Origin of the sequence: Microbacterium sp. CBA3102, assembly GCF_007954505.1 — a bacterium.
Classification (GTDB): Bacteria; Actinomycetota; Actinomycetes; order Actinomycetales; family Microbacteriaceae; genus Microbacterium; species Microbacterium aurugineum.
This window is the reverse complement of the sequence record NZ_CP042412.1, coordinates 3040582-3055297: the sequence shown is the minus strand read 5'-3', so window position 1 is coordinate 3055297 and position 14716 is coordinate 3040582. Positions and strand designations below refer to the sequence as shown.

General features: G+C 68.0%; 12 protein-coding genes. 7 read left to right on the top strand and 5 right to left on the bottom strand.

Annotated elements, in window-relative coordinates:
• Positions 1 to 58 precede the first annotated feature (58 nt).
• Positions 59 to 2500, bottom strand: coding sequence for a DNA gyrase/topoisomerase IV subunit A (locus FGL91_RS14620; protein WP_131491130.1), 2442 nt, complete (start codon positions 2498 to 2500; stop codon positions 59 to 61).
• 44 nt (positions 2501 to 2544) lie between these two features.
• Between FGL91_RS14620 and FGL91_RS14615 the strand changes: the two genes are divergently transcribed.
• Complete coding sequence (locus FGL91_RS14615; protein ID WP_227991635.1) at positions 2545 to 3666, top strand: alkaline phosphatase family protein; 1122 nt, start codon at positions 2545 to 2547, stop codon at positions 3664 to 3666.
• Between the two features lie 31 nt (positions 3667 to 3697).
• On the opposite strand, the gene sepH is transcribed toward FGL91_RS14615, so the two are convergent.
• Positions 3698 to 4744, bottom strand: coding sequence for a septation protein SepH (gene sepH / locus FGL91_RS14610; RefSeq protein ID WP_153244166.1), 1047 nt, complete (start codon positions 4742 to 4744; stop codon positions 3698 to 3700).
• A gap of 198 nt (positions 4745 to 4942) precedes the next feature.
• Here sepH and FGL91_RS14605 point away from each other — a divergent pair, with 198 nt between their 5' ends.
• Entirely contained in the window at positions 4943 to 5236 is a 294-nt protein-coding gene (locus FGL91_RS14605) for a DUF4193 domain-containing protein (RefSeq protein ID WP_029259298.1), read from the top strand.
• Positions 5237 to 5302: 66 nt separating this feature from the next.
• Here the strand turns inward: FGL91_RS14605 and FGL91_RS14600 are convergent, their stop codons facing one another.
• On the bottom strand, positions 5303 to 5773 hold the full coding sequence (locus tag FGL91_RS14600) for a DUF3093 domain-containing protein (protein WP_153244165.1): 471 nt from the start codon (positions 5771 to 5773) through the stop codon (positions 5303 to 5305).
• 12 nt (positions 5774 to 5785) lie between these two features.
• Here FGL91_RS14600 and dut point away from each other — a divergent pair, with 12 nt between their 5' ends.
• The 5 genes from dut (at position 5786) to dxs (ending at position 12655) form a co-directional block, all read left to right on the top strand.
• The gene (gene dut, locus FGL91_RS14595; RefSeq protein WP_153244164.1) at positions 5786 to 6259 is read left to right on the top strand and encodes a dUTP diphosphatase; all 474 of its coding nucleotides are present in this window, start codon (positions 5786 to 5788) and stop codon (positions 6257 to 6259) included.
• Positions 6252 to 6839, top strand: a complete 588-nt coding sequence (locus FGL91_RS14590; RefSeq protein ID WP_047519423.1) for a DUF3710 domain-containing protein — start codon at positions 6252 to 6254, stop codon at positions 6837 to 6839. The genes dut and FGL91_RS14590 overlap by 8 nt, the downstream gene beginning before the upstream one ends.
• Entirely contained in the window at positions 6836 to 7570 is a 735-nt protein-coding gene (locus FGL91_RS14585; protein WP_134353779.1) for a DUF3159 domain-containing protein, read from the top strand. Before FGL91_RS14590 ends, FGL91_RS14585 begins: the two co-directional genes overlap by 4 nt.
• A 153-nt stretch (positions 7571 to 7723) precedes the next feature.
• Positions 7724 to 10558, top strand: coding sequence for an aconitate hydratase (locus FGL91_RS14580; RefSeq protein WP_153244163.1), 2835 nt, complete (start codon positions 7724 to 7726; stop codon positions 10556 to 10558).
• Positions 10559 to 10714: 156 nt separating this feature from the next.
• Entirely contained in the window at positions 10715 to 12655 is a 1941-nt protein-coding gene (dxs, locus tag FGL91_RS14575) for a 1-deoxy-D-xylulose-5-phosphate synthase (RefSeq protein ID WP_131491126.1), read from the top strand.
• A gap of 16 nt (positions 12656 to 12671) precedes the next feature.
• Here dxs and FGL91_RS14570 read toward each other — a convergent pair whose 3' ends face one another.
• Positions 12672 to 14123 (bottom strand): glycerol-3-phosphate dehydrogenase/oxidase, encoded by a 1452-nt coding sequence (locus FGL91_RS14570; RefSeq protein WP_153244162.1) that lies wholly within the window; start codon positions 14121 to 14123, stop codon positions 12672 to 12674.
• Positions 14120 to 14698, bottom strand: coding sequence for a TetR/AcrR family transcriptional regulator (locus FGL91_RS14565; RefSeq protein ID WP_047519431.1), 579 nt, complete (start codon positions 14696 to 14698; stop codon positions 14120 to 14122). The genes FGL91_RS14570 and FGL91_RS14565 overlap by 4 nt, the downstream gene beginning before the upstream one ends.
• Positions 14699 to 14716 lie beyond the last annotated feature (18 nt).

Here is a 14716-nt window from a genome sequence, read left to right as displayed (position 1 = left end):
GAACTGATCGCGGGGCGTCCGGGAGGCCGCCGGTGACGGAGGCCTCCCGGACACGACGTCACACGATCGTGCGTCCGATTGTCCCGATCACGCCGTCGATGGGCTGGCCGGAGGCGTCGCGACGGGCACCGGCCTCGGGGAGCTTGCGCACCGCACCGGTCGGGTCCACGGCCTGCGCCGGACCGGGGCCCACCCACGCGACCGTGAGCCGATCCTCGCCCTTCAAGAAGGCGTGCGCGCGCACGCCACCCGTCGCGCGCCCCTTGGCGGGGTACTCAGCGAACGACGACACCTTCGCGCGACCCGGATCCGTTCCCGGCAGGATGCTCTCGCCGCCGGACACCGTGGCGACCACGGCATCGCTTGTCGGATCGACCACGCCGAAGAAGAGGACGGACGTCCCGGGGCCGAGCTTGACCCCTGCCATGCCTCCGGCGGGGGCGCCTTGGGGACGCACCGATGACGACGGGAAATGGAGCAGCCGGGCGTCGGTCGTCACGAACACCATCTCGGAGTCATCCGCTGCTTCCGCCGCGCCGATGACCGTGTCACCGGCCTTCAGGCCGATGACCTCGAGATCGGGGCGCGCGGGGAGCGACGACGGAACGACGCGCTTCACCGTGCCCTGGGCGGTGCCGAGAGCGATCGGGATGTCGCTGTCGAAGCGCACGAAGCCGAGGACACGCTCGTTCTTGGTCGTGATGCCCAGGTAGTCGCGCAACGGCGTACCGGCCGCCAACTGCACCGAGGAGGAGGGGACGGAGGGAAGGTCGACGGGGGAGAACCGTACGACTCGGCCGAGACTCGTCAGCGCTCCGATCTCGGCGCGTACCGTGGTCTCGACCGTCGCGAGGATGGCATCGTGCTTGCTCCGACGCGCCGGAACCGTGAGCTCCTGGCCCTCTCCGAGATCGACGCGCACGGCTCTGCCGGTGGTCGAGAGGACGAGCACCGTGGGGGCATCGGCGATCTGCAGGTCGACCGCGCCCTTGGTCGCCCGGGGCTTCGGGGGAGCCGCGTTCATCAGGAGCGTCCGGCGAGGTGTGCCGTAGGCGTCGGCAGCGGCATCCAGCTCTCTCGCGACCGCCGCGCGGAGCAACACGGGGCTCCCGAGGAGTTCACGGAGCGAGGCGATCTCGGCCAGCAACGCGTCACGCTCGCTCTCGAGCTCGATCCGCGAGAACTTCGTCAGGCGACGCAGCCGCAGCTCGAGGATGTACTCGGCCTGGAGCTCACTCAGATCGAACACCGAACGCAGCCGGGTGCGGGCCTGCTCGGAGTCGTCGGAGGAGCGGATGACCTGGATGACCTCGTCGATGTCGAGGATCGCGATGAGCAATCCCTCGACGAGGTGCAGGCGCTCCTCACGGCGCGCGAGACGGTAGCGGCTGCGCCGGGTGATCACCTCCAGGCGATGCCCGACGTAGACGCTCAGCATCTCCTTGAGACCGAGCGTGCGCGGCTGGCCCTCGACGAGCGCGACGTTGTTGATGCTGAAGGAGTCTTCGAGCGGCGTCAGGCGGTACAGCTGCTCGAGGACGGCGTTCGGGTCGAAGCCCGTCTTCACGCCGATCGCGACGCGCAGTCCATGGTTGCGGTCGGTGAGGTCGGTGACATCACTGATGCCCTGCAGCTTCTTCGCCTGTACGGCATCGCGGATCTTCTCGATCAGACGCTCGGGCCCGACCATGTACGGCAGTTCCGAGACGATGATGCCGGTGCGCCGCGGGCCCAGAGGTTCGATGGACGTCTTGCCCCGGACCTTGAGGGCGCCACGTCCGTTCGTGTACGCGTCCTTGACGCCGTCCAGACCCATCAGGATGCCCCCGGAGGGGAAGTCCGGCCCGGGTACGAACTCCATGAGCTCTTCGGTCGTGGCGTCCGGATTCTCCAGCAGGTGGGTCGCCGCCGCCACGACCTCGATGAGGTTGTGCGGGGCCATGTTGGTGGCCATGCCGACCGCGATACCGCTGGCACCGTTGACGAGGAGGTTCGGGAACGCGGCCGGCAGTACGGCCGGCTGCTGGAACTGTCCGTCGTAGTTCGGGATGAAGTCGACGACATCCTCATCGAGGTTCTCGGTGAGGGCGAGCGCGGCGGCGGCCAGTCGGGCTTCGGTGTACCGCGCGGCGGCCGGACCGTCATCCAGGGAGCCGAAGTTGCCGTGGCCGTCGACGAGCGGGACGCGCAACGCCCACTCCTGGGCGAGGCGCACGAGCGCGTCGTAGATCGCGGAGTCGCCGTGGGGGTGGAGCTTCCCCATGACCTCACCGACGACGCGAGCGCTCTTCACATGGCCGCGATCCGGGCGCAGGCCCATCTCGGCCATCTGGTAGAGGATGCGGCGCTGGACGGGCTTGAGGCCATCGCGGGCGTCGGGCAGGGCGCGCGAGTAGATCACCGAATACGCGTATTCGAGGAACGAACCCTGCATCTCCGTGGAGAGGTCGATGTCCTGGATGCGCTCCTCGACTGGCTCGGGCGGCGGGGTTTTCGGCATGGACTTCCTGAGGGCGTACGGGAGCCTGTGTCAGACTGGCTCGGATGTCCTTCATGCTACCGTCCGACTCTGCGGGCGCCCGGAGCGTCGTCGGGGTGGCGGCGGACCTGTTCGCCGCCCTGCGCGGCGAGTCGGAGGTGCTGCCCCCGGCGGAATCGGTCGTGCTCGTCGTCATCGACGGGCTCGGCGCGATCAGCCTTCGCGGACACGCCGGACACGCTCGGGCGCTGACGGCGGGCATGGTGAAGAAGGACGTCGCCCAGTCGGTGTTCCCCTCGACGACGGCCGCAGCCCTCACCAGCATCGTCACCGGCGCGTGGCCGGGCGCGCATGGCCTCGTGGGGTACCGCGTGCTCGACCCGAGTCGCGACGTGCTCGTCAACCAGCTCAGCGGCTGGGAGAGCGACGGGATCGACCCGCTCGTCTGGCAGGCGGCGCCCACGATCTTCGAGCGCGCCGGACGCCGCGGTCATGAGAGCTTCGCCGTCGGTCTGGCCGCCTATGCGCACAGCGGTTTCACGAAGGCGACTCTTCGTGGCGCGGAGTTCGTCGCGGCGGACACCGCGGCATCGCGGATCGAAGCCGCCTACGCACTCGCTCAGACCCATCCGGGGGCGCTCGTCTACTGCTACCTCCCCGAGGTCGACAAAGCCGGCCACAAGCACGGGATCGCTTCGCGCGAGTGGGTCGCAGCGCTCGAGGACGTCGATGCGGCGCTCTCCGCACGCGTGCCTCCAGGGGTCGGCGTTCTCGTCACGTCCGACCACGGGATGGTCGACGTGCCGCAGAAGCGTCAGATCGTCCTGGAGGAAGCGCATCTCGCGGGGATCCGTCATCTGGGGGGTGAACCCCGGATGCTGCACGCCTACCTCGAGCCTGAGGTCGATGTCGCTGAGGTGATGACGCGCTGGCGTTCCGACCTCCACGGGTCGGCCGATGTCCTCACCCGCGGCGACGCGGTGGATGCGCGCCTCTTCGGCCCGACGGTCACCGATGCCGCAGCGTCACGGATCGGTGACGTGCTGGTGATCGCGCGCGGAACCTGGGCCGTGTACGACGGCACGGCCGCCGACCAACGCGGGCGGGCGATGATCGGTCAACACGGTGCTCTCACGCCCGAGGAGCGTCAGGTTCCGCTGATCAGACTCGGGGCTTTCGCCCGCTGATCGTCGTCGGTGCGGCGACGACGATGTGGCGTCATTCGTCCGTGCGAGCGCCGAAGACGATCTCATCCCACGAGGGCATCGCGTTCCGACGGCGACGGCGCCCACCGGACTCGCCGGAATCCGTGGGTGTGGGCTGCGACGATGCGGGCTGCGAGGCCTCCGGCTCCTCTTCCGGCTGATCCAGCGCGTCGAAGAGGGAGATCGGGTCGGAGCGTTCTGCGTCCTCGACGTCGTCGAGCAGCGGAGCCGTTTCGCGCTGTCCGCGACGGCGTCGAAGGGCCTCGAGCAGGTCGGCCGTCTCGGGGTTCGTGCTCGGTGTCGAGGGCGCACGCTTGATCGCGGCGTCCTGCGCCGCGAGATCGGAGCGCTCCGGGAGGGAGGGATCTTCGAACTCCGCCTCCGGAGTCGGCAGGAGACGCGGACCGAACGCCCCCGAATCGAAGCGGCTCTCATCCTTGTAGGGCGAGGTCGTGCGTTCAGCGTCGACCGCGCGCAGTCGCGGGATGAGCCCCTCCGGCAGGGATCCCTGCCGTGAGAGCTGGGTCGCGTCGGCGTTCAGGGGTGACAGTGCACTGCGGCGAGGATCGAAGCTCCAGCGCGCGTCGTGTTCGACATCGTTGGCCGTGAACTCGAGCTTGATGGTCCAGCCGGAGTCCTCTTTCCAACTGGCCCAGCGCTCTGCAGTCGCCTCGATCTCGGCCAGCTTGGCGCGGACGGCGACGCCGAAGGTGGGCTGCGCGTCGGGCTCGACCTCGCTGCCGATCAACACCGGCACGGCGAGAGCCTGGCCGATGATGTGCTCTCGCTCGGCGAGGACCGGACCTTCGAACCGGGCGACGTCCTCGACGCTGATCCCGAGCAGCTCGGCGACTTCGGGAGCTGTCAGCCCGGCGCGGATCTGGGCCTGGATGTCACGAGGGCTCGCCGCAAGTTTCTGAGCGGTCGGCTCGGCCTGTCGGGTGGCTCGACGGATCTCGCGCTGCAGCATGTCGTCGATGGGCAGCGCGAACCGCTCGCCCGACTCGGTCGCGAGTACGAGGACTCCTGCTTCTGTGCCGACGATGGTGACGTTTTCCATGCGAATGCCCCTCTGATGGGTGTCCGTTCATGGTGTCACGCGAGGGGGCTCGTGACCGGGAATAGCGTGGGCGTGCCGTGAGTTTCCTCTGTCGCACGGACGAGCATTTGCGTTATGACCTCGGGTCGTGCAAACTATGGCCGCCGAATACCCGACGGCGCACCACCCACTCGCACCATGAAAGTGGAGATCTACCGCATGGCAACCGATTACGACGCCCCCCGAAAGAGCGAAGACGACTCCGAGTCGATCGAAGCCCTGAAGGAGCGTGTGCCGGACAAGCTCTCCGGCTCAAGCGGGGACGAAGACTCCGACAACCCGTCGAGCTTCGACCTTCCGGGTGCCGACCTTTCCGACCTCGAGCTCGACGTCGTCGTGCTGCCCGCGCAGCAGGACGAGTTCACATGCATGAGCTGCTTCCTCGTGAAGCACCGCTCGCAGCTCGACCACGAGGGCGCATCCGGGCCCATCTGCAAGGAGTGCGCTGCCTAGCAGCCCTTCGAGCGACGTCTCACGCGCCCCCGACCATCGTGGTCCGGGGCGCGCTGTCGTCTCCGGTCAGGCGCCAGTCTGCGCCGCGCGGATCGCTGCGGCCAGGCGGTCCGGAGTTCGCGTGGAGATGGTCCAGGCGTCGACCGGGTCGTCGACATCGAGGTTCGGCACGACGACGATGCCGTCGATCCCACCGCGGATGAGATGCCAACCACGCGCCGGGAGTCCGGGCCCGCGTGTATGACGCGCATCCGCTCCGGTCAGCGCCACGGGATCGCCGAGGTGCGTGACATCGATATGTGCGCGGCCGGCGCGCAGGATGGCGCCCTCGACGGACACGACCGGCGTCGCGGCGACGAACGTCAGCACCAGGAGCGCGGAGACGGCCGCTCCGACGACGAGCGCGACCGTCGATCCGATCGGGACGAAGACGAGCGACACCATCGGCCCCGCCACCGCGACGGTGACCAGCAGCCACAGGCTGGGAGCGAGTCGTTCGCGATAGCGCGGGCGTGTGTCTGTGCCGGTGTTCTGCATTAGCCTCATGGGGTGACCGATTCCGTTGATATCCCCATTATCGCCGCGGCGGTGCCCGGATACGCGCATCCGGGTGATGCCGGCGCTGATCTGGTGGCGGCCGAGGCCGTGCATCTCGGTCCGGGCGAGCGCGCCCTCGTCGGCACGGGCGTCCGTATCGCCCTTCCCGACGGTTACGCCGCGTTCGTGGTTCCGCGCAGCGGTCTCGCAGCCAAGCACGGGATCTCGATCGTGAACTCGCCCGGGACGGTCGACGCCGGATATCGGGGCGAGATCAAGGTGAGTCTGATCAACACCGATATCCACAGCGCGTACGATGTGGCGGTCGGCGATCGCATCGCACAGCTGATCATCATGCCGGTGACTCGCGCCACGTTCCTTCCGGTCGATGAGCTGCCGGAGAGCGTCCGCGGCGCCGGCGGATTCGGCTCCACCGGGTACCAGGCGGGGCACACGCAGAACGAAGCAGGGCAGACCAATGACTGACAACAACGAGACTTCCCCGAAGTCGGCGCCCGAGAACCGCGCCACCGAGGGTCCCTTCGACGATTCCGAGGCGAATCCGGTTCGTCCCTACATCGACCTGGGTGGGATCAAGATCCTCCCCAGGGAGGGCCTGAACCTTCGGCTCGAGGTCGAGGAGCAGACCAAGCGCATCGTCGCCGTGGGGCTCGACTACGCGGACTCCTCGCTGCAGGTGCAGCCGTTCGCCGCACCGCGATCGGGCGGTCTGTGGGATGAGACCCGTGTGCAGCTGCGCGACCAGGTCAAGGCGCAGGGCGGTCGCGTCGAAGAGCGCGAGGGTCCGCTCGGCAAGGAACTCCTCGCCGAGGTTCCCGCCACCGCGAGCGAGGGGTCCGGGCTGCGTCTCGCGCGCTTCATCGGCATCGACGGTCCGCGATGGTTCCTTCGTGGAGTCATCGGGGGAGCAGGCGCGTCGGATCCGGAGGCGGGTGCGAAGGTCGAGGATCTCTTCCGATCGATCGTCGTGGTCCGCGGCGGCTCGCCGATGCCCCCTCGCGACCTGATCCCGCTCAAGATGCCGGCGACCCCGGGATCCGCGTGAGCACCCCGGACCAGGACCCCGAGCGAGAGAAGCGCACCTCCGAGATCCTCGGTGAGGCGCTCGGCGGTGCTGCTCGCCGGGCCGGCCTCGACCCGGCGGAGAGTTCGAGCACCCACAAGGTCGTGTGGTCCGCGATGGGTGGGTGGCGCGGCATCCTCGAATCGGTGCTGCCCAGCCTCGCATTCGTCATCATCTTCACGATCCGCCCCGAACCGCTGATCCTGTCGCTCGGCGTCTCGGTCGGGCTCGCGGCGGTCTTCACGGTCGTACGACTCCTGCAGAAGTCGCCGCCGTCGGCCGCGCTCGGCGGTCTCATCGCTGCTGTGGCCGCCGCCGCCCTCGCACTGTGGACCGGTCGAGGGGCGGACAACTTCGTTCCCGGACTCATCACGAACGCGGTGTACGGATCGGTGATCCTGGTGTCGGCCCTGATCGGATGGTCGCTGATCGGCCTCGCGGTCGGATTCCTGATGGGGGAGGGCACGACGTGGCGCAGTGACCGCCGCAAGCGCCGCGCCTACTTCTGGCTCGGGATCGCGTGGGCTGCGCTGTTCTTCGCGCGTCTCGCCGTGCAGCTGCCGCTCTATCTCGCGGGAGACGTCACCGCCCTCGGCACCCTCAAGCTCGTCATGGGGTTGCCGTTGTTCGCTCCCCTCATCGCGGTGACCTGGCTGGTCGTCCGCGCTCTGCACCCGCGAGAGCCGGCGCGCGAGGATGCCTCCGAGGCGTGATAGATTTATCTTGATATCAAGATAAATCGCAGGCTTTCGCCCGCGGGCTGCGCGGAGCAGACTGGTTAGGTCCGCCTTGCTAGCCGCAGGGGCTCGCTGGCGAGCAAGATGGAGGCGCCTGTCGCTCCCATCCGAATAGAAGGAGACGGATTCGTGTCCACGGTGAACAGCTTCGGTGCCAAGAGCACCCTGACAGTCGGCAGCACCGACTATGAGATCTTCCGCATCGACACGGTGCCCGGTTTCGAGAAGCTCCCCTTCAGTCTCAAGGTCCTCCTGGAGAACCTGCTTCGCACCGAGGATGGCGCGAACGTGACGAAGGCGCAGATCGAGGCGCTGGGATCGTGGGATGCCGCGGCAGAGCCCAGCACCGAGATCCAGTTCACGCCGGCGCGCGTGGTCATGCAGGACTTCACCGGCGTCCCCTGCATCGTCGACCTCGCCACCATGCGTGAGGCCGTCACAGCACTCGGTGGCGACGCGAACAAGATCAACCCGCTCTCGCCCGCCGAGATGGTCATCGACCACTCCGTCATCGCCGACCTGTTCGGCTCGGAGAACGCCCTCGAGCGCAACGTCGAGATCGAGTACGAGCGCAACGGGGAGCGCTACCAGTTCCTGCGCTGGGGTCAGACGGCGTTCAGCGACTTCAAGGTCGTCCCGCCGGGAACCGGCATCGTCCACCAGGTGAACATCGAGCACCTCGCCAAGGTCATCTACGACCGCGACGTCAACGGCGTGCTCCGCGCCTACCCCGACACCTGCGTCGGCACCGACTCGCACACCACCATGGTCAACGGCCTCGGCGTGCTCGGCTGGGGCGTCGGCGGTATCGAGGCCGAGGCCGCGATGCTCGGTCAGCCCGTGTCGATGCTCATCCCGCGCGTCGTCGGCTTCAAGCTGTCCGGCGAGATCCCCGCCGGCGTGACCGCGACCGACGTCGTGCTCACGATCACCGACATGCTGCGCAAGCACGGCGTGGTCGGCAAGTTCGTCGAGTTCTACGGCGAAGGCGTCGCTTCCGTTCCGCTCGCCAACCGCGCCACCATCGGCAACATGTCTCCGGAGTTCGGCTCCACCGCCGCGATCTTCCCGATCGACGACGTGACGCTCGACTACCTGCGCCTCACCGGCCGCAGCGAGGAGGCCGTCGCGCTGGTCGAGGCCTACGCCAAGGAGCAGAAGCTCTGGCACGATGCCGCGCACGAGCCGACTTTCAGCGAGTACCTCGAGCTCGACCTCGGCACGGTCGTCCCGTCGATCGCGGGTCCGAAGCGCCCGCAGGACCGCATCCTCCTCTCCGAGGCGAAGTCGCAGTTCGAGCAGGACATCCTGAGCTACGCGTCGCCGTCCACCTCGGACTCGATCGTCGACCTCGAGTCGAAGCATTCGTTCCCGGCGTCCGACCCCGGTCAGGCACCCGGCGACGAGGAGCCGTCCACGCGTCCTGTGCACATCAACAGCGGTGCTCCCGCCAATGCCTCGAAGCCCGTGCCGGTCACCACGCCGTCGGGGGAGAAGTACATCCTCGACAACGGCGCGGTCACCCTCGCGGCCATCACCTCCTGCACCAACACGTCGAACCCGTCGGTGATGATCGCCGCCGGCCTCGTCGCACGCAAGGCGCTCGAGAAGGGCCTGAAGCAGAAGCCCTGGGTGAAGACCACGCTCGGCCCGGGCTCGAAGGTGGTCACCGACTACTACGAGAAGTCCGGTCTCGACAAGGACCTCGAGGGCCTCGGCTTCTACACCGTCGGCTACGGCTGCACGATCTGCATCGGCAACTCGGGTCCGCTGATCGAAGAGGTGTCGGAGGCGATCAACTCGCACGACCTCGCCGTCACGGCGGTCCTCTCCGGTAACCGCAACTTCGAGGGACGCATCAGCCCCGACGTGAAGATGAACTACCTCGCCAGCCCGCCGCTGGTGATCGCGTACGCTCTCGCCGGCTCGATGCACTTCGACTTCGAGAACGACGCGCTCGGGAAGGGCACCGACGGCGAAGACGTCTTCCTGAAGGACATCTGGCCGACGCCCGACGAGGTGCAGGAGATCGTCGACTCGTCCATCTCGCGAGACCAGTTCATCAAGCAGTACGCGACGGTCTTCGACGGCGACGAGCGCTGGCGCAGCCTGCCCACCCCGGATGACGCGATCTTCCAGTGGGACGAGAACTCGACCTACGTCCGCAAGGCTCCGTACTTCGACGGCATGACGATGGAGCTCACCCCGGTGAAGGACATCGAGGGCGCTCGCGTCATGGCGACGCTCGGCGATTCGGTCACCACCGACCACATCTCGCCGGCCGGAAACATCAAGCCCGGTACGCCCGCGGCCCAGTACCTCACCGAGCACGGCGTCGACCGCAAGGACTTCAACTCCTTCGGCTCGCGTCGCGGCAACCACGAGGTCATGATCCGCGGCACCTTCGCGAACATCCGTCTGAAGAACGCGATGGTCGCGGCCGTCAACGACGGACAGGTCGTCGAGGGTGGATTCACGCGTGACTTCACCCAGCCGGGTGGGCCGCAGTCGTACATCTACGACGCGAGCATGAACTACCAGGCGCAGGGCACGCCGCTCGTCATCGTCGGTGGCAAGGAGTACGGCTCGGGTTCGTCGCGTGACTGGGCGGCCAAGGGCACGAGCCTGCTGGGCGTCAAGGCGGTCATCACCGAGAGCTTCGAGCGCATCCACCGCTCGAACCTGATCGGCATGGGTGTCGTCCCGCTGCAGTTCCCCGCGGGCGAGAGCTGGGAGTCGCTGGGTCTCGACGGCACCGAGATCGTCTCGATCTCGGGTCTGGAAGAGCTCAACAACGGGGTCACGCCGAAGACGGTCAAGGTCACGGCAACCCCGAGCGAGAACTCGCCCGAGGGCAAGCAGCCGGTGGAGTTCGACGCGGTCGTCCGCATCGACACCCCCGGTGAGGCCGACTACTACCGCAACGGCGGCATCCTGCAGTACGTGCTGCGTTCGCTGGTCTGATCGCAAGGACGATGGGGCTCGGCTCTTCGGACCCGGGCCCCATCGTCCTGTCAAGGGGGTCCTCGCTCACCCGGTTCTCCCGTGTGAGCGCGATAGGATCGGGATGGCGTCGGCGCCCTGTCCGACGCTTCCGGTGAAGCCTGTGAGGAGGCGCAGATGCCCATTCTTCCGAGCATCTCAGGACCCCGTGATCTGGATGCGCTGTCGACGGATCAGCTCGCAGAACTCGCCGCGGAGATCCGCACCTTCCTCGTCGAGAACGTGTCCCGCACCGGCGGCCATCTCGGCCCCAATCTGGGCGTCGTCGAGCTGACCATCGCTCTGCACCGGGTTTTCTCCTCGCCGGACGATCCGTTCATCTTCGACACCGGCCACCAGTCCTACGTGCACAAGCTGCTCACCGGGCGACAGGACTTCTCCGGCCTCCGGGTGCGCGGCGGGCTCGCCGGCTATCCGCAGCGCGGCGAGAGCGACCATGATGTGGTGGAGTCCTCGCACGCGTCGAGTTCCCTCAGCTGGGCGGACGGCATCTCCCGGGCGCTGACGGCGACGGGGCGTGCGGATCGTCATGTCGTCGCCGTCGTCGGTGACGGCGCGCTCACCGGCGGCATGACCTGGGAGGCGCTGAACAACATCTCCGACGACAACGACCGCAACCTGGTGATCGTCGTCAACGACAACGGCCGTTCGTATGCGCCGACGATCGGCGGCATGTCGCGGTATCTCAACCGCGTGCGCACCGCTGCCGCGTACAAGGATCTCCACCGCAAGTCGGACCGACTGTTCCGCGCCTTCGGTCCGGTGGGGCGTGCCGTGTTCCGCGGTGTCCGGGGCGGCACGCACGGGTTCCTCTCCCGTTTCGCCAACAACGAGGCGCTGTACTCGAACCTCGACATCAAGTACCTCGGCCCGGTCGACGGGCACGATCTTCCCGCCCTCCTCGAGACGCTCGAGCTCGCGAAGTCATACGGCGCACCGGTCATCGTCCACACGATCACCGAGAAGGGCCGCGGCTACCAGCCTGCGCGTGATGACGAGGCGGACCAGTTCCACGCCGTCGGCAAGATCGATCCGACGACCGGTGAGACTCTGTCATCGGGTGGGCGCGGCTGGACCGACGTCTTCTCCGATGCTCTGGTCTCGGTGGGGGAGCGCCGGAACGATGTCATCGCGATGACGGCCGCGATGCTGCGACCGACGGGTCTCGCGCCGTTCGCCGAGCGGTTCCCGGATCGGGTGTACGACGTGGGCATCGCCGAACAGCACGCGGTGGCGTCGGCCGCCGGACTCGCCTTCGGTGGGCTGCACCCCGTGGTCGCGTTGTACGCCACCTTCATGGGTCGTGCTTTCGACCAGGTCCTGATGGACGTCGCGCTCCACCGCGCGGGCGTCACCTTCGTGCTCGACCGTGCCGGCGTGACCGGCCCTGACGGCCCCAGCCACCACGGCATGTGGGACCTGGCGATGCTGCAGATCGTTCCGCACATTCGCATCGCGGCTCCTCGCGATGGCGCTCGGCTGACCGAAGCGCTCGAAGAAGCCGTGCAGGTCGATGATGCGCCGACCGTCATCCGATTCCCGAAGGGAGAGGTGGCGCCAGACCTTCCGGCGATCGAGAGGCTGCATGACGGTGTCGACGTGCTCGCCCGCGGTGAATCCGAGGACGTGCTGGTCGTGGCGATCGGTCCCTTCGCCGAACTCGCGCTGGATGTCGCCGACAGGCTGCGGGCGCAGGGGATCGGGGCGACCGTCATCGATCCGCGGTGGGCCATCCCGGTGCAGCCGTCGATCGTCGAGCTGGCCGCTCACCACCGCCTCGTGATCACGTTGGAGGACGGCATCCGCGTCGGCGGGATCGGTACGCGGGTGCGGCAGGTGCTCCGCGAGGCCGGGATCGACACCGCTGTCGACGAGCTGGGCCTCCCTGACGAGTTCATCGATCACGCGTCACGGGACCAGATCCTCGGTGACGCGGGTCTGACAGCGCCGAAGATCGCCCAGGACATCGTGTCCCAGGTGCTCGGCACCCGGATCCCGAAGGCGCGTCACGCAGGGGAGACCGGGACGATCGATCTGCCACTGCGCGAAAGCCGTTGATACGGCGTCTGCTCGTTCAGCCGAGGTCGGCGAGCGTGTGCGCGACGATCGGTGCGATGATCGGTCGGCAGCGTTCGCGATCGGCACCGACGAGACCGATGCGGGTACGGCGGTCGAGCACGTCCTCGACGGTCAGCGCACCCTCCACGCGCACCGCGAAGTCGACCTCAGCATGGGTCAGGCCGGTGGACGCGTCGATCACCTCGTCGGAACCGGCGACCACTCGGTCGACGAGCCGGAGCGAGGAGGTTCTGCTGGACGATGCCGGCAATGCGCGAGTGCGGACGGCGACATCGACCGCGTCCTCGGCCATCCTTCGATAGGTCGTCAGCTTTCCGCCGAGCACGGTGATGAATCCGTCGTCGGCCGTCGTCACCAGGTGCTTCCGCGAGACGTCCGCTGTCGTGTCGCTGCCGCTGTCGACCAAGGGGCGCAGCCCCGCGAAGGCGCCGCGCACCTGGTCACGCCGGATCGATGTGGCCACGACACGGTTGAGGCTGGACAGAAGGAACTCGATCTCGCGTTCCGTCGGCTCAGCGACCTGAGGCACCGGACCGGGGGCGTCCTCATCCGTGAGGCCGACGATCATGCGGCCGTGAGCCTGCGGCAGAGCGAAGATATAGCGACTGATCGATCCCTCGTGCGGGATGGTGAGCGCGGCCGTCGGGTTCCCGAGATCGGCGGCGTCCAGCACGATGTGCGTTCCTCGACTCGGCCGCACGCGGATCGTCTGGTCGAGCCCTCCTGCCCAGACACCCGTCGCATTGATGACGGCGTGTGCGCGGAGCTCGAACCGCTCGCCGGTGATCGTCTCCTCCACGGATGCCCCATTGCCGCGCAGGGCGACGGCGCGGACCCGGGTGAGGATGCGGGCGCCGAGTGCTGCTGCTGTCCGGGCAACGGTCGTCACGAGCCTGGCGTCGTCGACGAGCTGGCCGTCGTAGGACAGCATGCCGCCACGGAGGCCTCGTGGATCCAGTGCGGGCACCAAGCGGGTCGCCGAGCGGGCCGACACGAACGAGGGGGCGGGGAGGACCGCGCGGGGCGTACGCGCCCGCATCCGAAGCAGGTCGCCCATTCCCATGCCGACCGCGCCCGCGACGCGCTGACGCAGCGAGATGCCCGATGCGAACGGGAGGAGTTGTCCGAGCGGGTGGATCAGATGCGGGGCGATCGTCGTCAGGAGCAGATGCCGTTCGAGCGCACTCTCCTTCGCTGTCTCGAAGTCGCCGGTCGCAAGGTAGCGCAGCCCGCCGTGTACGAGTTTCGAGCTGAAGCGGCTGGTACCGAAGGCGAGATCCTCCGCCTCGATCAGGGTGACGCGAAGCCCTCGGGATGCCGCATCGAGAGCGACGCCCGCGCCGGTGATTCCGCTGCCGACCACGAGGACGTCGACCTTCTCCTCCGCGGACCGCGCCAACTCCACGCGTCGCCGCGCGACGTTCAGTGCGGACGACTCGGACATCATGGCCGGAGCAGTCCGTCGAGTGCCGCCCGCAGTTCGCGTTCCCACGCGTCCTCGGAGATCAGCTCCGACACGGTCCCGTGCGACAGCACCGCGGATTGGGCCACGAGCAGGAGCATCACCGCGATCTCCGAGGGCGGCGCGGGGCGGACCGAGTCCTGAGCCTGCGCGGTGCCGATCGCGGTGGTCAGCCACTGCAGGATCAGGCGCTGACTCGATCCCACCCGTTCGAGCGTGTATCGGGTGAAAGCTTCGGGTTCATCCGCGAGCAGGCGCGCGAAGAGCGGGTCGCGGCGGAAGAGGGCGGTGAACAGCAGGATGTCGTCGACGAGCGCCGCACGGGTGTGCACTCTGGCGGGGAGCGCGCTCAGGATGCGTTCGACCCTGCGCAGGAGCGTCGAGCGGACGACATCGTCGGCGTCGGCCCAGTTGCGGTAGATCGTGGGGCGGCTCAGCTCGGAGCGACGCGCGAGCTCTGCGATCGTGACACCGCGGACGCCGCGCCGTTCGAGGAGGTCGTCGGCGGCATCGAGGATCCGGGTCTGTGTCGCATCCCCGAGAGGTTGACGTTCTTCCATGATGTGTCACACTGTAAC